The organism is Lysobacter sp. OAE881 (assembly GCF_040546665.1).
In the GTDB taxonomy this organism is placed as follows: domain Bacteria; phylum Pseudomonadota; class Gammaproteobacteria; order Xanthomonadales; family Xanthomonadaceae; genus Lysobacter_J; species Lysobacter_J soli.
The window spans coordinates 1,324,837-1,344,916 of the sequence record NZ_JBEPOG010000001.1; the positions used below are offsets into that span (position 1 = coordinate 1,324,837).

Here is a 20,080-nt window from a genome sequence, read left to right on the forward strand (position 1 = left end):
CCCTCTCCCGCAGGGAGAGGGGCCTCACGGCATCGACAACCCGCACAACTCGAACCCCTTGCGCGTCACGCGCAGCACCGAGCCGTGGTCGTACCAGTCGCCGAGCACGATGCGCTCGCACGGGCGGCCTTCGACCATGAGTTCATGCACGGCCGGGCGATGCGTGTGGCCGTGGACGATGCGCTCCACGCCGTAGCGGCCGAACGTGCTGTCCACCGTCTGCGGCGACACGTCGGTGATCGTTTCCATCGTGCCCTGCTGCTTCAGACCGCTCTGGTGCGCACGGCTCGCCGCGCGGGCCTGCTGCGCGAACGCGATGCGCGCCGGCAGCGGCTGGGCGAGGAACTGCGCCTGCCACTTCGGATCGCGCGTCTGCGCGCGGAACTGCTGGTAGGCCAGATCGTCGGTGCACAGCGTGTCGCCATGCATGATCAGCGTGGGTTCGCCGTAGAGCATCACGACCGACGGATCGGGCAGGATGCGCATGCCGGCGCGACGGGCGAAGTCCTCTCCGACCAGGAAATCGCGGTTGCCGCGGATGAAGTACACCGGCACGCCCGAAGCCTGCAGCGCGTGCAGCTCGCTCGCCACGAACGCGCCCGTTTCGGACGGATCGTCGTCGCCCACCCACGCTTCGAACAGGTCGCCCAGGATGTACAGCGCGTCCGCGTGGCGCGCCTCGGCGCGGATGAACTGGCCGAACAGTTCGGTGATCCGGGGACGCTCGGCGTCGAGATGGAGGTCGGAGATGAAAAGGGTTGCCATGGGGGGATTCTAGGGCCTTGCGCGCCGGATCCGGCCGCATCGCGCCCGCTCCGGTAAAATCGCCCGTTTCCGCCGTTCCGAGTCGCCCGCATGAGCTGCCGCACCCGTTTCGCCCCCAGTCCCACCGGCTACCTGCACATCGGCGGCGCCCGCACGGCGCTGTACTGCTGGCTGGAGGCGCGCCGTCGCGGCGGCGAGTTCGTCCTGCGCATCGAGGACACCGATCGCGAACGCAGCACGCAGGCGGCCATCGACGCGATCCTGCAGGCGATGGAGTGGCTGGGCCTGTCCTACGACGAAGGCCCGATCTACCAGACGCAGCGCCTGGAGCGTTACCGCGCGGTCGCCGAGCAGATGGTCGCCGCCGGCACCGCGTACTACGCCTACGAGACGAAGGAAGAACTCGAAGCCATGCGCGAGAAGGCCATGGCCGCCGGCGACAAGCCGCGCTACAACGGCGCGTATCGCGATCGCAACGAGGGCTTCCGCGACGATCCGAACCGCGTGATCCGTTTCAAGAACCCCGTCGACGGCGTGGTGAGCTGGGACGACAAGGTCAAGGGCACGATCGAGTTCGCCAACAGCGAGCTGGACGACCTGGTGATCTTCCGCTCCGACAGTTACCCGACCTACAACTTCGCCGTGGTCGTCGACGACCTGGACATGGGCATCACCGACGTCGTGCGCGGCGACGACCACGTCAACAACACGCCGCGGCAGATCAACATCTACCGTGCGCTCGGCGCCACCGTGCCGCATTTCGCGCACCTGCCGATGATCCTGGACCCCGAAGGCGCCAAGCTGTCCAAGCGCACCGGCGCGGCCGACGTCATGCAGTACCGCGAGATGGGTTACCTGCCGCACGCGCTGCTGAACTACCTCGTGCGCCTGGGCTGGTCGCATGGCGACCAGGAAGATCTTCTCCATCGCGCAGATGACCGAGCTGTTCGACCTGAAGGACGTGAACGCCAAGGCCTCGCGCATGGATCCGGCGAAGCTCGGCTGGCTCAACCAGCAATACCTGAAGAACGACGATCCGAACGACGTCGCCAAGCACCTGGAATGGCACCTGCACGCGCAGGGGCTCGACACTGCGAAGGGCCCCGCGCCGGCCGACATCGTGATCGCGCTGCGCGATCGCGTGCAGACGCTGAAGGAAATGGCCGAGCGCGCGGCCGTCTGGTTTGGCCCGCTCACGCAGTACGACGACGCGGCGGTCGCCAAGCACCTGACTGCCGCCGCCCGTGCGCCGCTGGCCGATGCGCGCGAGCGCCTGGCCGCGCTGCCGCAGTGGAGCGCCGATGCGGTCTCGCAGGCGCTGCACGCCTCCGCCGAGGCGCTGGGCATCGGCATGGGCAAGGTGGCGCAGCCGATGCGCGTGGCGATCACCGGCACGCAGGTGTCGCCGGACATCTCGCACACCGTGTACCTGGCGGGGCAGGCCGAGGCGCTGGCGCGCATCGACGCGGCCCTTGCAAAAGTGCCGGCCGGCGCCTAAATCCTGAGTATCCCGACACGGGCCGCGCCATGAGCCACGACCACGCCTGCACCGACCCGACGCACCACGTGCACGATGGCGACGCCTTCGTGCTCGAGGTCGAGCGTGCGTGCGAAGCGCGCGGCCTGCGCCTGACGCCGATCCGTGCCCACGCGCTGCGCCTGATCGCCGACGCCGGCCGCCCGGTGAAGGCGTACGAACTGCTCGACCAGATGAAGGCCACGCACGATGCCGCGGCGCCGCCGACGGTGTATCGCGCGCTGGATTTCCTGCTCGAACACGGCTTCATCCACAAGCTTGCGTCGATCAACGCCTTCGTCGGCTGCCATCACCCGGGCTCCGCGCAGCACGCCGTGCCGTTCCTCATCTGCGACCGCTGCCAGTCCGCGACGGAACTGGAAGACGAGCGCATCGTCGACACGCTCGATCGCCGCGCGCGCGAGCTCGGATTCACCCCGCAGGCGCAGACGCTGGAAGTGCACGGCGTCTGCGCGGCCTGCGCCAGGGCCGACGCGGCCTGATGCTCTGCGCCGCGACGGCCTGGCCGCGGCGCTTCGAACCTAGAGATACGTGCGCGTGAACAGTTTCAGTTCGCGCGCCTCGATTCCGGCTTCGCGTCGCGTGGCAACGAAGTAGTCCAGCAGCTCCGCGTGCGTGGACGCGGGAATGTCGAGCGTCTGCTCCGTCGAGGTGCGCGGTGCTTCATTTCCTGCTGCGACCCGGGAGCCCGGCGGCGGACTGCCGGTGGAGCCGACGAGTGCGCCCTTGAACCGCAGGACGCCCGTGCTCGATTGCGCATGCGCGGACTGGCCCGCGGCCAGTAACGTCGCGGCGATGGAAAGGGAAATGACGGCTCTCATCTTCGAATCCCCTGAAGCGCGGCACAGCGCCGCAGCCGCATTCTGCGAAAAAGTCTCAGCCAGCAGCAGATAAAACGACTGAGAAAAAATCGCATTGCTTGAGGTATTCGCGAGTGATAGGCGGCGCACCGCTCAGATCACCCGACGCTGCGCCGCGGTCGTCGCATCGCCGGTATTCGGCGTCCCGGTGGGCTCGATCAGCATCAGGTGCGCCTCGTCGATCGCCACCGGGCGATGCTCCTCGCCGCGCGGAACGACGAACAGCTCGCCCGGGCCGAGTTCGACGGCGCCGTCGCGCAGTTCGATGCGGATGCGCCCGTGCAGCACGAGGAACAGGTCGTCGCTGTCCGCGTGCGAATGCCAGACGAATTCGCCCTTCACCTTCACCACCATGATGTCGTGGCCGTTGAAGGTGGCCACGGTGCGCGGCTGCCAGTGCTCGTCGAACGTGGCGAGTTTCGCGGCCAGGTTGATCGGAACGTGCGTTGTCATGTCGGCTGCGCCTGCGTTTGTGCGCGAATCGGCGCCGACGCGGATTCGCGGATGGGGAGGTTGGCGGCGGCGGCGATGAGCGCGAGCGCCATGTCGGCGTACCACATCCAGCTGTAGTCGCCGAAGCGCTCCAGCACCAGGCCGCCGACCCACGCGCCAAAGAAGCCGCCGAGCTGGTGCGAGAGCAGGGTGAGGCCGAACAGCGTGCCGAGATAGCGCGGCCCGAACAGCTTGCCGACTAGGCCGGCCGTCGGCGGCACCGTCGCGAGCCAGGTCAGGCCCAGCGCTGCGGAGAACAGGAAGAACGTCAACGGCGTGGGCGGCGAGATGAGATAGATCGCGATCAGCACCGCGCGGCTCGCGTACATCGCCGCAAGCAGGTACTTCATGCGGAAGCGCTGCCCGAGCCAGCCGGCGCCCAGGCTGCCGGCGACGTTGAACAGGCCGATCAGCGCCAGCGACACGGCCGACACGCTGGCGGGCAATCCGCACAGCGCGATCTCGCCCGGCAGGTGCGTCACGAGGAACGCGATGTGCACACCGCAGGTGAAAAAGCCCAGGTGCAGCATCCAGTAGCTGCGATCGCGCACGGCGATGCGCAGTTGCTCACGCAGGCCGATGCCGGGTGTCGGCGTCGCATTCGCAGCCGTCTGCGGGGTGCTGGCCGCACGTCGACGCAGCGGCCAGGCGAGCGGCAGCGTCGCCAGCGCAGAGGCGGCGAGGGTGAACATCGCGACGCCCCATCCGGCGACGCTGATCACCGCCTGCACCAGCGGCGCGAACAGGAACTGGCCGAACGATCCGCCCGCGTTGATCACGCCCGCGGCCATCGAGCGCTTTTCGGCCGGCATGTGCTGCGCGGTGGCGCCGATGAGGATCGAAAAACTCCCGGCGCCGGCGCCTGCCGCGCTCAGCACGCCGAGCGTCAGCAGCAGGCCCCATTCGGACGCAAGCGCAGGCGCCAGCGCCATGCCGGCCGCGAGCAGCAGTCCGCCGAAGACGAGCACGCGTCCGGGCCCCCGCTGGTCGGCAATCGCGCCGAACACCGGCTGCACGGCCCCCCAGACGAACTGCCCGATCGCCAGGGCGAAGCTGATCTGCGCGACGGTGAGGCCGGTGCTCTGGCCGATCGGCGCGACGAACAGGCCCATCGACTGGCGTACGCCCATGGTGATCATCAGCATCGCCGTGGCGGCGAGCACCAGCGGCCAGTAGCGCGTCGCGGGGTGGGGCGCGTCGGCGGAAAGCGGGGTGGTCATTCCAGTTCCATCCGCGCCATCGCGCGATCGAGGTGGGTGTGCAGCGCATTCACGCCGGCGGCGCCGAGTCGCGCGTCGATCTCGTCCTGCGCCTTGCGCCACAGCGGCTGCGCGCGTTCGAGCACGCGCTTGCCCGCGGGTTTGACGCGCACGAGCTTCGCGCGTGCGTCGTCCTCGCTGCTGGCCAGTTCGATCCAGCCCGCGGCAGCGAGGGGCTTGAGATCGCGGCTGAGCGTCGTGCGGTCCATGCCGATTTCGCGCGCCAGGGCCCCGACCGTCTGCGGCGTGCGCGCGGCGCGACGCAGGATCGAATACTGGTTGAGGTTGAGGCCTGCCGCGGCGAGTTCGCGGTCGTAGCGCTGCGTGACCAGGCGCGAAAGCTTGCGCAACCGGAAGCAGGTGCAAAGGCTGGCGGGGAGGGCGGTGTCGGACATAAGTGTGTATATACACCTATTTCCGGAAAAGAAAAGCGCCGCGGGTGAGGCGGCGCTTTCCAGTGGCCCGGAGCCGATTCAGCGTGTCAGAAGAACGCGCGCACCCCGAAGGCCACGCCGCGGCCCGGCAACGGTGCGACGTCCTTGAGGAAGGACGTGTGCACGCGCGCTTCTTCGTCCAGCAGGTTGCTGCCGTCGAGGAACACTTCCCACGCGTTGCCGTGTGCCGTGTCCTGGTGCCATGCGACGTGCCCGTCGACCAGCGTGTAACCCGGCGTCGGGGTTTCGTACGTGGCGACGTCGTCCTGCTTCGCGTAGCGCGTCGCACCGAGCGAGGCGCGCCAGTTGCCCAGTTCCCAGCTCACTTCGCCACCGACGCGGTGCGGCGCGATGCGCGGCAGGTTGCCGCCGCGGGCGAGTTCTGCCGTGTAGTCGTGCGAGTGATCGCCATGCGGCACCGCGAAGGCGACTTCGCGCGTACCGCTGCCGGTAAGTTCGGCGCGCACCATGTCGCCGAACACGCGCAGGTTCCACAGGCCGCTGTCGTTGTCGGCGAAGTTCCAGTTCACTTCCGCCTCGGCGCCGTTGAAGCGCGCGTCGTCCTGCGTCCACAGGCGCACGGGATTTCCGTCCTCGACCACGCCGGTGTCGGCCAGGTAGATGAAGTCGTCGTACTTCACGTGGTAGATCGACGCGCTCGCCTTGAACGGACCGCCGTGCCAGTGCAGGCCGATTTCCGCACGATTGGCGGTTTCCTCGTCCATCAGCGGCGAGCCGAGTTCGACGCTGCTGGTCGCCACGTGCACGCCGTTGGAATACAGCTCTTCGGCGGTAGGCGCGCGCTGTGCGCGGTCCAGGCCGAAGGAGAGGTGGTAGGCCTCGTTGATATCCCACTTGAATGCCGCCGACAGGCTGGTGGTGTGGAAATCGCGATCCGGACCAATCGCTTCGGCTTCGTTGACGTCGATCTTGTTGCGATCGACGCGCGCGCCGACTTCGGTCTTCACCGGGCCGAAGTCGCGCTGCCCCAGCCAGAAGAGGCCGGCGTCATTACCCTTCGAGGCCGGCACGAAGGCCTCCTCGCCGATCGCCTCGAAATCGCGCTTGCCCCATTGCACGCCGACCGCGCCGTCCCAGCCGAACAGCGGCTTGTGCACGAGTTCCACGCGTGCCTCGGTGCTGGTGTTGTCGAAGACGGTGCCGGTTTCCTCACCCTCGTATTCGGTGTGCGTGTATTCGGTGCGCGCGACCTTCGCACGCAGCGACTTGAACGCGCCGAAATCGTCGAGCCCGCCGCGCACCTCGTAGCGATGCTGCGTCATGCCGATGGTGACGGGGCCTTCTTCTTCGTGCGCTTCTTCTTCCTCGCCTTCGTGCGCGTGGTCGTCGCCGTGCTCGTGCGCGCCGGCGGGCACGCCGTAGCGCGTGTCGAACAGGCTCGCGCCCACGCCGAGGAAGCCGCGATCGCCGATCCAGCTCACGCCCAGTGCGCCGCTGTCGGTGCGCACGAAGCTGTTGGGCAGCGTCCCTTTGGTGGCCGGATCCGGCGTTTCGCCTTCCTCTTCCATCAGGCGACGACTTTCGGGATAGCCGGGGATGTCGTAGTCGCCGGTCTCGCGATGCAGCGCGTCAGCGTGGAAGACGAAGTTGCCCGACGCGGACGTACCGTCCATGCGGAACATGCCGGTGCGCTCGTCGTTGACCGTGTTGCCGCGCAGTTCGGCGCGACCCTGCAGGGGTTCGTCGGTGACCGCTTCGGGGATGCGGCCGTCGATGACGTTCACCGCGCCGCCGATCGCGCCGCTGCCGTAGAGCAGGGTGGCCGGGCCCTTGAGGACTTCGATCTGGTCGGCCAGGAACGGCTCGATGCTGACCGCGTGGTCCACGCTGACGGTGGAGACGTCGCCCGAACCCAGGCCGTCGCTCAGCACCTGCACGCGCGCGCCGTCGAAACCGCGGACGATCGGTCGGCCGACGCCGGGACCGAAGTAGGACGACTGCACGCCGGGAAGTTTCCCGACGGTCTCGCCGAGGGAGTTCGACTTGACCCGATCGAGCTTCTCGCCGGCCAGGACGTCGACCGGACGGACAAGGTCCTCGGCGGTGCCGACCAGCGGGGTCGCCTTCACTTCGACGCCGCTCAGGTCCTTGGGCTGGTGGTCATGGCCCTGGTCGTCGGCCTGCGCGGCCAGGGGAAGGGCCGCGGCGAGGGCGAGGACGAGCGGGAGGCGGCGATTCAGCAGGCGCTTTGACATCGGTGGGGGTAAAGTAGGTGGCTGAAGTTGCGTAATGTTATATTATAACGAAGTCGCATCGACCACCCTCCCGAAAGTCATGCCCCCCATTCGTCCCCGCAGCCTGCTCGATCGCATCGGTGCCACCGGCTCGCTGCTGTGCGCGATCCACTGCGCGCTGCTTCCGCTGGTGATCGCCGTGCTGCCCTCGCTGGGCGTCGCCGCGTGGCTGGGCTCGGGCTTCGAAGAGGGCTTCGTGCTCTTCGCCACCGCGCTCGGGTTGTTCAGCGTGGCCTGGGGCTACCGGCGCCACCACGCGGTGCAGGCGCTTTCGCTGATGGTTCCGGGCCTGGCCATCCTGTGGTTCGGCGTGCTGTACCAGCCGCTGCACCAGAGCGTGATCCCGCATGCGGTCGCGATGACCTTCGGCGGCACGCTGGTCGGGCTGGCGCACCTGGCGAACCTGCGGCTGAACCATCTGCACGTGCACGACGCCTCCTGCGCGCATTAGCGCGTCGACCGGATGCTGCGCATCCGATCGATCCCGAAACTTGCTGCGCAAGTTTGCGGGCCAGAGGCGACCCGGTCTTCCGATCCCCGCCCTGCCGGGCACCCCCTTACCAGGGGGCTTGAGCTCAGAAGGCTAGAGGGCCCGGCGCCCGTGCTAGACTTCGCGACCTCGCGCGAACGCGATCTACGTAACCCCGCACCCCGGTGCGGATCTGAACAGTTTCAGGAGCACATCATGGGCAAGGGCGACCGCAAGACTGCCAAGGGCAAGCGTTACAACTCCAGCTACGGCAACGCCCGCAGCAAGGCCACGACCAAGGCCGCCGGCACCGCCGCCGCCCCGGTCGCGAAGAAGGCGACCAAGACCGTGGCCAAGGCCCCGGCCGCCAAGAAGGTCGCGGTGAAGAAGGCCGCTTCCAAGGAGTAAGCGCCCCGGCGCCCGCTCCGGACCTCGGGTCCGAAAGCAGAAAGCCCCGCCTTGGCGGGGCTTTTGTTTTTCTGCGGAATGAAGAAGGGCATCAGCGCCTGGCCGCCTTCTCCACTTCGCCCCAGACGCGCAGCAGGTTGCCGCCCAGGATCTTGCGGATGTCCGCGTCCGAATGCCCCCGCTTCTGCAGGCCTTCCACCAGGTTCGGATAGTCGGCCACCGAACGCAGCTCCACCGGCAGGTTGCCGCTCACGCCATCGAAGTCCGACCCGATGCCGACGTGGTCCACGCCGAGCAGCTTCACCGCGTAGTCGATCTGGTCCAGCACCGCGTCGATGTGCACCACCGGCACCGGATGCGCGTCCTTCCACGCCTTCTCGAATTCGTCCTTCGACTTCTGCGGCTTGCCGGCGCCGGCGAGCTTCGCGTTCTCCTCCTCGAGCGCGGCCTCCGCGGCGAAGAAGGCCTGCATGTCGGACGCGGCCTTCGCGCTGACGAAGCCCGTGCCGAACACCAGCTGCACCACGCCGCCTTCCTTCGCCACCGCCAGCGCCAGCTCGTCGCTGATGTTGCGTTCGAAGCCCGGCGTGAAATGGCGCATGCCCGAATGGCTGGCGATCACCGGCACGTCGGTGATGCGCAGCACGTCGCGGATGGCGTCGTCGGAGATATGCGACACGTCGACCATGATGCCCAGACGGTTCATTTCAGCAACGACCTGCTCGCCGAACGGGCTCAGGCCGCCCCACTTCTTCTTCTGCGCGTAGGAAGAATCGGCGATGCGGTTGTTCGCGCTGTGGGCGAGGGTGATGTAGCGCACGCCGCGCGCGTGGAAACCCGCGAGCTTCGACAGGTCGTCGCCGATCGGCGCGCCGTTCTCCATGCCCGGCGTCAGCAGCACGCGGCCACCCTTGCGCAGCTTCTCGACGTCGCCGGGCGAACGCAGGATCGCGAACTTGTCCGGATGGCGGCCGACCATCGCTTCGACCGCGTCGATCTGCGTGTTCGCCGTCTGCCACGCGGTGCCGGCGGCGTCCTCTTCGGGCGAGGTGTAGATCGACATGAAGGCGACGCCCAGGCCGCCTTCACGCGCGCGCGGGTAGTCGAACTCCTTCGTCGGCGCGGACACGCCCAGGTCGTCCCAGTGCGAAAGCAGTTCGCTGGGCGCGTCGATGTGCGTGTCGACGACAATCGCGTCCTGCGCGAGTTTGCGCGCCGCGTCGGTCGCGGCGGATGCGGAGGTGGCGCCCATCGACAGCGACAGGCCCAGAACGGCGTAACGCAAGCGCATGTTTTCTCCCCGGTTGTATTCGTCGAATCGGATCAGGTGACGCGATGGCCGCCGGCATGCACGGCCTGCGCGAGGCGGCCGCCGAGCCAGTAACAAAGTTCGGCCGGATGCTGGATGTTCCACAACACGAAGTCGGCGCGCGCCCCTACGCGCAACACGCCGCGATCGTGCAGGCCCAGTGCGCGTGCGGCGTTCACCGTCGCACCGCGCAGCGCTTCTTCGGGCGAGAGCCGGAAATGCGTGCACGCCAGCTGCATCGCATGGCGCAGCGATTGCAGCGGCGAGGTGCCGGGATTGCAGTCGGTCGCCACCGCCATCGGCACGCCGTGCGAGCGGAACGCCTCCAGCGGCGGCAACGCGGTTTCGCGCAGCACGTGGAAGGCGCCCGGCAACAGCACCGCGACGGTGCCGGCCTGCGCCATCGCGCGCACGCTGTCCTCGCTGGTGTGTTCGACATGGTCGGCCGACAGTCCGTCGAAGGCCGCCGCGAGCGCGCCGCCGCCGAGGTCGCTGAGCTGATCGGCGTGCAGCTTCACCGGCAGGCCGAGCGCACGCGCGGCTTCGAACATGCGTCGCGTCTGGTCCGGCGTGAAGCCGATGCCTTCGCAGAACGCGTCGACCGCATCGACGAGCCCTTCGGCATGCAGCTTCGGCAACCATTCGATCGCCGCATCGATGTAGTCGTCGGCGCGGCCGGCGTATTCCGGCGGCAGCGCGTGCGCGGCGAGGTAGGTCGTGCGCACGCCGACGCCGAGCTGTTCCAGCCGGCGCGCGACGCGCAGCATCTTGCGTTCGTTATCGAAGTCCAGGCCGTAGCCGGACTTGATCTCCACCGTGGTCGCGCCGTCGCTGATCAGCGCGTGCGCACGCGGCAGCGACTGGCGCAGCAGTTCGCCTTCGTCCGCGGCGCGCGTGGCGCGCACGGTCGACAGGATGCCGCCGCCGGAACGCGCGATGTCCTCGTAGCTGGCGCCGAGCAGGCGCAGCTCGAACTCGCGCGCGCGATCGCCGGCGAAGACCAGGTGCGTGTGGCAGTCGACCAGGCCGGGCGTGATCCAGCCCTTGGCCTCGATCACTTCGCGCGCCAGGCGCTGGGGGGCGTCGGGCAGGCCCGAGCGTGGACCGACGTAGGCCAGCGTTCCGTCCTTCCACGCCAGCGCGCCGTCGAGGATGTCCGCGTAACCGGCGGGCGCATCGAGCGTGGCGAGCGAAGCGCCGAGGATCAGTCCGTCCCAGGCCGTATGCGCGTTGGAGGTCATGGGGGTCGATTCTAGCGGCCTGTACCGTCCCTGCGGGGCCATCGCCACGACCGTCCATGCGGGCGACAATGCCGGCATGAAGACCCTCGACGCCGAGATGCTCTGGACTCCCGACGGCTGGCATTCCGACGCCGGCTTCGACATCGACGACCACGGGCGCATCCGCGCGCGGGTGGCCGCCGAGCCGACCGCCAGCGCCAGCTGGATCGTGCCGGGCGTGGCGAACCTGCATTCGCACGCGTTCCAGCGCGCCATGGCCGGGCTGGCGGAACGCCAGACCAACCCGTCGGACTCCTTCTGGACCTGGCGCGAAACGATGTACCGCTTCGCCGCGCGCTTCACGCCCGACCTGCTGCGGGCCGTGGCGACGCAGCTCTACACGGAGATGCTCGAAGCCGGCTACACGACGGTGTGCGAGTTCCATTACCTGCATCACGCGCCCGATGGCCGCCCGTACGACGATCCGGCGGCGATGTCGCGCGCGCTGATCGCCGCCGCGCGCGACGCCGGCATCCGCCTCACGCTGCTGCCGGTGCTGTACATGACCGGCGGTTTCGACGGACGCGCGCTGGGCGAACGCCAGCGCCGCTTCGGCCACGACGTCGATGCCTACCTGCGCCTGATCGACACGCTCTGCGAGGACGCCGATCCGACGCTGCACGTCGGCTGCGCGCTGCACAGCCTGCGCGCCGTGCCGCCGGACGCAATGCGCGCCGTGCTCGATGCGCTGCCGCCGTCGATGCCGGTGCACATCCACATCGCCGAGCAGGTCGGCGAAGTGCAGGACAGCCTCGCGCTGCGCAACGCGCGCCCGGTGGAGTGGCTGCTCGACCACGCGAGCGTCGACGCGCGCTGGACGCTGGTGCACGCCACGCACCTGACGCCCGCTGAAACGCAGGGGATCGCGCGCAGCGGCGCGACGGTGGCGATCTGTCCGACGACCGAAGCCAACCTCGGCGACGGCCTGTTCCCGCTGCGCGAATACCTCGACGCCGGCGGCCGTTGGGGCATTGGTTCGGATTCGCACATCTCCGTGTCGCCGGTGGAGGAACTGCGCTGGCTCGAATACGGCCAGCGGTTGTTCACGCGCCATCGCAACATCGCCGTGCGGCCGCACTCGCCGAGCGTCGGCGAAACGCTGCTGCACGACGTTGCGCAGAGCGCGCGTTTCTCCAGCGGGCACGCGATCGGCACGTTCGCGACAGGCGAATACGCCGATGCCGTGGTGCTCGACACGGATGCGCCGACGCTGTTCGGCCTGACGCAAGACGATGCGATCGATCGCTGGATCTTCAGCGGGAACCGGCCGCTGGTGCGCGACGTGTACGTCGGCGGGCGGCGCGTGGTGGAGAACGGCCACCATCTGCAACGCACCGCGATCTCGCAGCGTTATCGCGAGGCGATGGTCGCGCTGATGCGCGAATAGCGCACAGTCATTCTCAGCCGAACAGATCCACCGCGCCAGGCAACGCGCCTTCCATCCGCAGCAGGAATTCCTTCGTCGGCAGTCCGCCGCCGAAGCCGGTCAGGCTGCCGTCGCTGCCGATCACGCGATGACACGGCAACACGATGGGCAGCGGATTGCGGCCATTCGCCGCCCCGACCGCACGCATCGCCGACGGCTTGCCGACGCGTTGCGCCAGCTGCGCGTAGCTGATCGTCTCGCCGTATCGAATCGATGCCAGCGTGTGCCACACGCCAAGCTGGAATTCCGTGCCGCGCGGTGCGAGCGGCAGATCGAAATCGCGTCGTTTGCCATCGAAGTATTCGCCCAGCTGAGCTGCCGTCATGCGGATGACGGCGCACTCGCGCGCCTCCCACGCATCGCACTGCGACATGGGATGGCGCGGGTTCTGGAATTCGATCAGGTGCAAACCTTCGTCGCTCGCGGCGATCAGCAGTTGCCCGACGGGGCTCGGCACCGTGGCGTAACGGATCATGCGGTGGCGTCCGCGCCGCTTGTGCGCGCGATTCCGCGCCTGGAGCTCGTCGGCTTCGCGTCCTTTGCGACGGGCACCGGCACCGAATCGCGCCACAGGTGGATCACCGCGTAGCCGCGCCACGGTCGCCATGCCTCGGCGCGCGCCGCGAGCGCTTTCGGCGCCATACGCGTGCCGTCGGCCGGAAGCGCTTTCTGCAGCACGAGATCTTCGACGGGAAACGCATCGGGATGCCCGAGCGCGCGCAGCGCGATGTACTGCGCCGTCCACGGCCCTATGCCGGGCAACGCGACCCAGCGCGACACGAAGTCGTCCAGCGTGCGTTCCGGCCGGAAATCGACGCGGCCATCGAGCAGCGCCTGTGCGACGCCACGCACGGTCTGCGCGCGCGAGCGGATCAGGCCGATGGATTCCAGGTCTGCATCGACAAGTTTTTCAGGCGTCGGGAACAGATGCGCGAGCGCGTCCGCGACCCGCGCGTCCGCGAACGGCTGCGGCAGCGGCTGTCCGTACTTCTGCGCGAGGCGCGACGCGAGCGTGCGCGCGGCGGCGACGCTGACCTGCTGGCCGATGATCGCGCGCACCGCGATCTCGAAGCCGTCCCACCCGCTCGGCAGGCGCAGGCCCGGGCGTTGCGCGAGCAGCGGCTTGAAGCGCGCGTCCTTCGACAACGTATCGGCGATGGCCCGCGGATCGGCGTCCAGGTCGAACATGCGGCGCAGGCGCTGCACGATGTCCAGCAGGTTCGACGAGGCGGCGCCGTGCAGTTCGAGCTTCAGCGCGTGCGCGCCGGCGTTCCTGTCGTCCGGCCATGCGCTGACGCGCAACCAGCCGGGGCGATCGATGGGGCCGATCACGCGCGTGTAGCTGTGATCGTCGACGAATTCGACGCCGGGCAGGGCGCGGCCGCGCAGGAAATCGAGCATCGCCATGAAGTCGTACGGCGGGCGATAGCCCAGTCGCAGCGTGAGGACGTCACCGGCCTCGCGTGCCTCGCTTCGGCCCTTGCGAAGATCGCGTGGCGCCATGCGATACGCCGTGCGGAATGCATCGTTGAAACGGCGAAGACTGGCGAAGCCCGAGGCGAGCGCGATCTGCGTGATCGGCAGGTCGGTTTCGGTCAGCAGCTGCTTGGCGAACAGCAGCCGGCGCGTGCCGTGCACGCCCATCGGCGCAACGCCGACGCGTTCGACGAACAGGCGTCGCAGCTGTCGTTCGCCGATGCCGACGCGCTCGGCCAGCGCGGCCAGCGGTTGCTCGGCCAGCGCGCCGTCGTCGATCAGCTTCAACGCGCGCGCGATGGCCGCGTCGCCGCGCCGCCAGCTGCCGTCGTCGGGCGACAGCTCCGGCCGGCAGCGCAGGCACGGCCGGTAACCCGCGGCTTCGGCCGCCGCGGCGTGGCGGAAATACACCACGCGCCTGGCCGTCACCGCCGGGCACACCGGGCGGCAATAGATGCGCGTGCTGAGCACCGCCGTGAAGAACAGGCCGTCGAAGCGCGGATCGCGCGTGCGACGGGCCTGCTCGCACACGTGGAAGGCGGGCAGGGTGTCGGCATGGACGTGGGCAGGCTCGGACATGGCCGCAGGCTAGCACCGCGCGATCGCGAGGACTGGCCGGATTCGGACATGAACGTGGAGCGCTTCCGAGAGCCGCTCCGGCCGCACGAACGCGCGTGATCAATGCTCCGGGGCAGCGTTCCCAGTCGAAGCAGGCCCACGCAGCGCCGGCAGCAGGGGCGCGATGTCGCCGTCGTTCGGCGCGGCGTCGATCCCGAGCAGCCGCGCCAGCAGCGGATATACGTCGACGTTGTCGAACGCCGGCAGTGTCGCGCCCGGCACGAACGACGGGCCGCGCGCGACGAACAGCGCCCGCATCGACGGCAGCGCGGGATCGAACCCGTGCGAGCCGCGAGTGACGTTCGGCTTGGTCGCCAGTTTCTTCGGATACAGCGCGTCCCAGCCTTCGTGCGTCTGGCACACGATCGGCGGCACGCGCGGGTTGGTGCCGTAGTGCCACCGCGCCGGGAGATCCTCGCGCCGATAGCAGTCGTATTGCGCGCGGGGGCCGAGCAGGCGCGCTTCGGCTTCGCGCTCGAAGCCGGGCAACGGTTGCACGCCGATGGACTGGCCGTCGGAAACCACGGTCGCGATCGACGGCGCGATCATCTGCTCCACGCTGATGGTGTGGTTCGGCGCAACCGTCGCCATGCCGTGGTCGGACACCACGATCAGGTCGGTCGAATCCAGCATGCCGCGCGCGGCAAGCCCGTCGTGCAGGCGGCCGATCACCGCGTCGAGTTCGCGCAGCGTGCTTCGCACCTGCGGCGACTCCGGGCCGTGGTCGTGGCCGGCCTTGTCGAGCTGTTCGAAATACACCGCGACCAGGCGCGGGCGTTGCGACTGCGGCGCGTCCAGCCACGACAGCACGTCGTCGATGCGGCGCGCGGGCGGCACGGATTCGTCGTAGGCGACCCAGCGGCTGGGGCGCACGCCGCCGATCGCGGCGCTGCTTCCGGGCCACGCCCAACTCGCGCTGCGCACGCCCTGCTTTTCGGCGGTGACCCAGATCGGTTCGCCGCCCCACCAGCGCGTGTCGGCCACGGCCTTGCGGTCCGCGACGGCGAAGTCGCCGATTCCGGAATCGCTCATGCGGTTGTGGATCACGCCGTGGTGGTCGGGACGAAGCCCCGTCGCGAGCGTGTAGTGGTTCGGGAACGTAAGCGACGGGTACGACGGGTTCATCCACGCCGCATGCGTGCCTTCGCGGGCGATGCGGGCGAGGTTGGGCGTCGCGTCGTTGGACAGGTAATCGGCGCGGAACGCATCGATGGACACCAGCACCACGGTCCGCGCCGCCGGTTCGGCGGGGCGCGGCGTGCGGGCGCTGCAGGCGGACAGGACGAGGCAGGCGGCGAGTGCCGCGAGGCGAAGGTGGGGCATCGGCCGATCATAACGAGCGTGTGTTGCGGCATGACTTTAGTCGCTGGCGGCATCGCGGAGCCTTGCCAATAGTGGCCACACACCCGGCGGCGCCCGCCGGCATCGGAGCCGCCGTGATGCGTATCGCCGTGAGTCTTTCTGCCGTTGTCCTGCTGGGCATGTCCGCCGTCGCGGCCGGGCAGAGTGCGCCCAAACCGACGCCGAAACCGGAGCCGGCGCGCATGACGTCGGCCGAATGCGAGGTCTGGGCGCGGGAGCTCAGCTTCGCGCAATCGGTGGCCGACCACGACGCGAAGGCCTTCGCCTCGCACGTCGAAACGGACGCGGCCTTCGGCGCCAGCCAGCCGCAGCCCACGCGCGGCCGCGAGGAGATCGCCCGGCGCTGGGCCGGCATCGTCGAGGGCAAGCGCTTGAAGCTCAGCTGGTACCCGACCCGGACGACGATCGGCGCGGGCAGCGCGAAGGATGTGGCCTGGTCGAGCGGGCCGTCGCTGTTCGAGGACCTGGACCCGAAATCGACCCAGCGCTACCGCATCGGCGCCTTCCACTCGGTGTGGCACCGCGGGGCGGACGGCACCTGGCGGGTGCTGTTCGACGACGGCGTCGACCCGCGGCCGGCCACGGAGGCCGAAGCCACGGCCTTCCGAGAGGGCCGCCAGGCCACGTGTCCACAAGCCTGACGACCGCCTGAAGGCGGCGGCTGCGCTCACGACCGGGTAAAGCACCGGGGCGTATGGTGGCGGTACGGCAACGTTGCCGTCCCACGCCAGGTGACGCCATGGATTCCCGCAATCGCAATCGCAGTCTCGCTACCGCGTTCGCAGTTGTCGTGTTGGGCATGTCCTTCGGTGCGTTCGCGCAGACGGCGACAACCGATGCGCAGGCGCAGGTGCAGGTGGCTTCCACGCAGGCGGACGCGGTGGTGGCCGCCGACGCGCAGGTCGCGGCCAATACCGATGCCGCAAACGCGAAGCGCACCTCGAACGTCGGTTGCGTCAAGGACACCGGCACCAACATCCGCCCGCGCGATCCGAAGACCGGCAAGGCGCTGTGCATCGGCCCGGGCCGCAGCTACAGCCGCGAGCAGATCGACCGCACCGGCCAGACCGATCTCGCCGACGCGCTGCGTCGACTCGACCCGTCGGTGCGCTGATCGGGTGAACGTCGTGACGCGCATGTGGCCCGTCGCGCTGGCGCTGGCCTTGCAGCCGGCGCTGGCGTTCGCGCAGCAGCCCAACACGCTGGCGCCGCCGCCACGCGTGGCGCCGATTTCGCCTGCGTCGCAGCCATCGTTGCCGCGCGGGGTGGACACCTCGCGCGACAACTCGTTGCAGACGCTCAATCGCCAGCTCGACGCGTCGAGTCGTCGCGTTTCCGCCGACACGCTGCGCAGCCAGGTCGACCAGCAGGACCGGCTGATGGACGCCGACCGCGCGCGTACCGACGCACGCCGTGCCGCGGCCACCACGCCCGCGGAATCCGAACGCCTTCGCCAGGATTTCGAAGCGCGCCGCGCGACGCATGAAGCCTGGCGCGCCGGCAAGGAAGCGCAGGTGCATCGCCTTGAAACGATCGACCTTCCGCCGCCTCCGCCGGTGAACGAGGTAAAGTCGGCGATCGAGCCACGCCGCTAGGTCAGCAACCCCCGCAACAACCGCTGCAGCGAGGCGTCGTAGTAGCGCCGGAACGCGGCTTCGTCGAAATTGAACCGGTCCGCGCGATACAGCGCGATCAGGCCGTGCGTGTGCGCCCACAGCGTCACCGCGACGTCCCACACGTCGTCCTCGCGCAGCACGCCGGCGCGCATCGCATCCTCCACCGCATCGGCCACGACGTTGAGCGTGGGCGAACGGCGCGCGCGGAAATCCTCCGGAAATCGCCGTGCATCGGTACGCGCGGTCGAGAACGCGTGGTCGAACAGATGCGGATGCGCGAGCGCATAGTCGAGATAGATGCGCTGCACCGCGATCAGGCGTTCGAGCACGTCGCCGCCGCGACCGCGCGCGTCCCAGTGGCGGGCGATGGCGTCGAAGCTGTCGTCGCCGATGCGCTTGAGCAACGCCTCGCGATTGGGGAAGTGGCGGTAGATCGCCATCGGCGTGAGGCCGACCGCCGCTGCGACGCGCCGCATGCTCACGCCGGCCGCGCCCTCGCGTTCGAACAGCGTCCGCGCCGCGCGCAGGATGCGGTCGGCGGTGCGGTTCGTGCGGGGTTCGATGCGGCTCATGTGTACAGCGTATACAAATGACGCGCCGCGGGCGCGAAATCGCACCAAACCGGCGCCGCGACGGCGTCGGCGGCGCGTCCGCCCGCGTGGGGCAGCGCGATAATTCCCGACGCCTGTTCCGCGCGTCGCAATCGCGGCGCCCAGCCGACGGAGTCTGTCCGATGTCGACCCGCAAAGATCCTTCCCGCGTCATCCGTGCCCCGCGCGGCGCCGAGAAAAGCTGCAAGTCGTGGCTCACCGAGGCCGCGTACCGGATGATCCAGAACAACCTCGACGCCGAAGTGGCCGAAAGCCCGACCGAACTGGTCGTCTACGGCGGCATCGGCCGCGCGGCGCGCGACTGGGAAAGCTTCGACGCGATCCTGAAGTCGCTGCGCGAACTGGACGACAACGAAACGCTGCTGGTGCAGTCCGGCAAGCCCGTCGGCATCTTCCCCACGCACGCCGATGCGCCTCGCGTGCTGCTGGCCAACTCCAACCTCGTGCCGCACTGGGCGACGTGGGAGCACTTCAACGAGCTCGATAGAAAGGGCCTGATGATGTACGGCCAGATGACGGCCGGTTCGTGGATCTACATCGGCTCGCAGGGCATCGTGCAGGGCACGTACGAGACCTTCGTCGAGATGGGCCGCCAGCACTACGGCGGCAACCTCACCGGCAAGTGGATCCTCACCGCGGGCCTGGGCGGCATGGGCGGCGCGCAGCCGCTGGCTGCGTCGCTAGCGGGCGCGTGCTCGCTCAACATCGAATGCCAGCAGAGCCGCATCGACATGCGCCTGCGCACGCGCTACGTCGACGAACAGGCGACCGATCTCGACGACGCGCTCGCGCGCATCGAGAAGTACACGCAGGCCGGCGAGGCGAAGTCGATCGCGCTGCTCGGGAATGCCGCGGAAATCCTGCCCGAACTCGTGCGTCGTGGCGTGCGTCCGGATGCGGTGACCGACCAGACCTCCGCGCACGATCCGGTGCACGGTTATCTCCCGATCGGCTGGACGGTGGAGCAGTGGCAGCGCATGCAGTCCGAAGACCCGGCGCGCGTGCGCGACGCCGCGAAGAAGTCGATGCGCGTGCACGTGGAGGCGATGCTCGCCTTCGAGGACATGGGCATCCCCGTGTTCGACTACGGCAACAACATCCGCCAGATGGCGAAGGACGAAGGTTGCCAGAACGCGTTCGACTTCCCGGGCTTCGTGCCGGCGTACGTGCGTCCGCTGTTCTGCCGTGGCGTCGGCCCGTTCCGCTGGGTCGCGCTGAGCGGCGATCCGGAAGACATCTACAAGACCGACGCGAAGGTGAAGGAACTCATCCCGGACGACGCGCACCTGCACCGCTGGCTCGACATGGCGCGCGAGCGCATCAGCTTCCAGGGCCTGCCTGCGCGCATCTGCTGGGTGGGCCTCGGCCTGCGCCACAAGCTGGGCCTGGCGTTCAACGAGATGGTGCGCAATGGCGAACTGAAGGCGCCGGTCGTGATCGGCCGCGACCACCTGGACAGCGGCAGCGTCGCCTCGCCGAATCGCGAAACCGAAGCGATGCGCGATGGTTCCGATGCCGTTTCCGACTGGCCGCTGCTCAACGCGATGCTCAACGTCGCCGGCGGCGCGACGTGGGTGTCGTTGCATCACGGCGGCGGCGTCGGCATGGGTTACTCGCAGCATTCAGGCGTGGTGATCGTGTGCGACGGCAGCGAGGAAGCCGACAAACGCATTGCGCGCGTGTTGTGGAACGATCCCGGCACCGGCGTCATGCGCCATGCCGACGCGGGCTACGACATCGCGAAGCAGTGCGCGAGGGAGCAGGGGCTGAAGCTGCCGATGGCGTGATCGACGGCTCTTCGCTCGAAGCTCCAGACGGCCCGGGAAACCGGGCCGTTTCGCTTTTGGCCGCGACGGTCCAGCGGATGTGCAGAAACGAGCTTCGCGTCAGGCGAGCGGATGTC

20 protein-coding genes and 1 pseudogene are annotated in these 20,080 nt (G+C 69.0%); 9 read left to right on the forward strand and 12 right to left on the reverse strand.

The window, feature by feature from the left end; translation table 11 throughout:
* Positions 1-24 precede the first annotated feature (24 nt).
* Entirely contained in the window at positions 25-765 is a 741-nt protein-coding gene (gene lpxH / locus ABIE51_RS06195) for a UDP-2,3-diacylglucosamine diphosphatase (RefSeq protein ID WP_192630070.1), read from the reverse strand.
* A gap of 90 nt (positions 766-855) precedes the next feature.
* Between lpxH and gltX the strand changes: the two are divergent.
* Together gltX and ABIE51_RS06205 are read left to right on the forward strand one after the other, a co-directional pair.
* Positions 856-2,263, forward strand: a pseudogene (gene gltX / locus ABIE51_RS06200) (glutamate--tRNA ligase).
* 29 nt (positions 2,264-2,292) lie between these two features.
* Positions 2,293-2,784 carry a transcriptional repressor gene (locus tag ABIE51_RS06205; RefSeq protein WP_115840960.1) on the forward strand — a complete coding sequence of 164 codons (492 nt, stop codon included), beginning with the start codon at positions 2,293-2,295 and terminating at the stop codon, positions 2,782-2,784.
* Between the two features lie 39 nt (positions 2,785-2,823).
* Here the strand turns inward: ABIE51_RS06205 and ABIE51_RS06210 are convergent, their stop codons facing one another.
* The 5 genes from ABIE51_RS06210 to ABIE51_RS06230 all read right to left on the reverse strand — a co-directional run bounded on the left by ABIE51_RS06210 (position 2,824) and on the right by ABIE51_RS06230 (position 7,563).
* Entirely contained in the window at positions 2,824-3,252 is a 429-nt protein-coding gene (locus tag ABIE51_RS06210; RefSeq protein WP_192630072.1) for a hypothetical protein, read from the reverse strand.
* A gap of 3 nt (positions 3,253-3,255) precedes the next feature.
* Entirely contained in the window at positions 3,256-3,615 is a 360-nt protein-coding gene (locus ABIE51_RS06215; RefSeq protein ID WP_192630073.1) for a cupin domain-containing protein, read from the reverse strand.
* Positions 3,612-4,874 (reverse strand): MFS transporter, encoded by a 1,263-nt coding sequence (locus tag ABIE51_RS06220; RefSeq protein WP_192630074.1) that lies wholly within the window; start codon positions 4,872-4,874, stop codon positions 3,612-3,614. The genes ABIE51_RS06215 and ABIE51_RS06220 overlap by 4 nt, the downstream gene beginning before the upstream one ends.
* A complete protein-coding gene (locus tag ABIE51_RS06225) occupies positions 4,871-5,308 on the reverse strand; it encodes a MarR family winged helix-turn-helix transcriptional regulator (RefSeq protein WP_192630075.1) in 438 nt (145 codons plus the stop codon). Before ABIE51_RS06225 ends, ABIE51_RS06220 begins: the two co-directional genes overlap by 4 nt.
* Positions 5,309-5,394: 86 nt before the next feature.
* Complete coding sequence (locus ABIE51_RS06230; protein ID WP_192630076.1) at positions 5,395-7,563, reverse strand: TonB-dependent receptor; 2,169 nt, start codon at positions 7,561-7,563, stop codon at positions 5,395-5,397.
* 79 nt (positions 7,564-7,642) lie between these two features.
* Here ABIE51_RS06230 and ABIE51_RS06235 point away from each other — a divergent pair, with 79 nt between their 5' ends.
* Together ABIE51_RS06235 and ABIE51_RS06240 are read left to right on the forward strand one after the other, a co-directional pair.
* Entirely contained in the window at positions 7,643-8,053 is a 411-nt protein-coding gene (locus ABIE51_RS06235) for a MerC domain-containing protein (RefSeq protein ID WP_192630077.1), read from the forward strand.
* 234 nt (positions 8,054-8,287) lie between these two features.
* Positions 8,288-8,479, forward strand: a complete 192-nt coding sequence (locus ABIE51_RS06240; RefSeq protein WP_115840953.1) for a 30S ribosomal protein THX — start codon at positions 8,288-8,290, stop codon at positions 8,477-8,479.
* 91 nt (positions 8,480-8,570) lie between these two features.
* Here ABIE51_RS06240 and ABIE51_RS06245 read toward each other — a convergent pair whose 3' ends face one another.
* Together ABIE51_RS06245 and hutI are read right to left on the reverse strand one after the other, a co-directional pair.
* Positions 8,571-9,770, reverse strand: coding sequence for a dipeptidase (locus ABIE51_RS06245; RefSeq protein WP_192630078.1), 1,200 nt, complete (start codon positions 9,768-9,770; stop codon positions 8,571-8,573).
* Between the two features lie 32 nt (positions 9,771-9,802).
* The gene (gene hutI, locus ABIE51_RS06250) at positions 9,803-11,029 is read right to left on the reverse strand and encodes an imidazolonepropionase (protein ID WP_192630079.1); all 1,227 of its coding nucleotides are present in this window, start codon (positions 11,027-11,029) and stop codon (positions 9,803-9,805) included.
* A gap of 76 nt (positions 11,030-11,105) precedes the next feature.
* On the opposite strand from hutI, the gene ABIE51_RS06255 reads away from it, so the two are divergent.
* Complete coding sequence (locus ABIE51_RS06255; RefSeq protein ID WP_192630080.1) at positions 11,106-12,455, forward strand: formimidoylglutamate deiminase; 1,350 nt, start codon at positions 11,106-11,108, stop codon at positions 12,453-12,455.
* A gap of 13 nt (positions 12,456-12,468) precedes the next feature.
* Here ABIE51_RS06255 and ABIE51_RS06260 read toward each other — a convergent pair whose 3' ends face one another.
* From ABIE51_RS06260 to ABIE51_RS06270, 3 genes are all read right to left on the reverse strand, one after another.
* Positions 12,469-12,969: a methylated-DNA--[protein]-cysteine S-methyltransferase gene (locus ABIE51_RS06260; protein ID WP_192630081.1), complete on the reverse strand. Its 501-nt coding sequence runs from the start codon at positions 12,967-12,969 to the stop codon at positions 12,469-12,471.
* On the reverse strand, positions 12,966-14,549 hold the full coding sequence (locus ABIE51_RS06265; RefSeq protein WP_192630082.1) for a DNA-3-methyladenine glycosylase 2 family protein: 1,584 nt from the start codon (positions 14,547-14,549) through the stop codon (positions 12,966-12,968). Before ABIE51_RS06265 ends, ABIE51_RS06260 begins: the two co-directional genes overlap by 4 nt.
* Positions 14,550-14,648: 99 nt before the next feature.
* The gene (locus tag ABIE51_RS06270) at positions 14,649-15,911 is read right to left on the reverse strand and encodes an alkaline phosphatase family protein (protein WP_192630083.1); all 1,263 of its coding nucleotides are present in this window, start codon (positions 15,909-15,911) and stop codon (positions 14,649-14,651) included.
* Positions 15,912-16,027: 116 nt separating this feature from the next.
* Between ABIE51_RS06270 and ABIE51_RS06275 the strand changes: the two genes are divergently transcribed.
* From ABIE51_RS06275 to ABIE51_RS06285, 3 genes are all read left to right on the forward strand, one after another.
* Positions 16,028-16,591, forward strand: a complete 564-nt coding sequence (locus ABIE51_RS06275; protein ID WP_354503662.1) for a YybH family protein — start codon at positions 16,028-16,030, stop codon at positions 16,589-16,591.
* A 98-nt stretch (positions 16,592-16,689) separates the two neighbouring features.
* Positions 16,690-17,064, forward strand: coding sequence for a hypothetical protein (locus tag ABIE51_RS06280; RefSeq protein WP_192630084.1), 375 nt, complete (start codon positions 16,690-16,692; stop codon positions 17,062-17,064).
* A gap of 13 nt (positions 17,065-17,077) precedes the next feature.
* On the forward strand, positions 17,078-17,545 hold the full coding sequence (locus ABIE51_RS06285) for a hypothetical protein (protein ID WP_192630085.1): 468 nt from the start codon (positions 17,078-17,080) through the stop codon (positions 17,543-17,545).
* Here ABIE51_RS06285 and ABIE51_RS06290 read toward each other — a convergent pair.
* On the reverse strand, positions 17,542-18,138 hold the full coding sequence (locus ABIE51_RS06290) for a TetR/AcrR family transcriptional regulator (protein WP_192630086.1): 597 nt from the start codon (positions 18,136-18,138) through the stop codon (positions 17,542-17,544). The two genes, ABIE51_RS06285 and ABIE51_RS06290, sit on opposite strands and share 4 nt — an antisense overlap.
* 161 nt (positions 18,139-18,299) lie before the next feature.
* Between ABIE51_RS06290 and hutU the strand changes: the two genes are divergently transcribed.
* The gene (hutU, locus tag ABIE51_RS06295) at positions 18,300-19,964 is read left to right on the forward strand and encodes a urocanate hydratase (protein ID WP_192630087.1); all 1,665 of its coding nucleotides are present in this window, start codon (positions 18,300-18,302) and stop codon (positions 19,962-19,964) included.
* Positions 19,965-20,080: the final 116 nt, after the last annotated feature.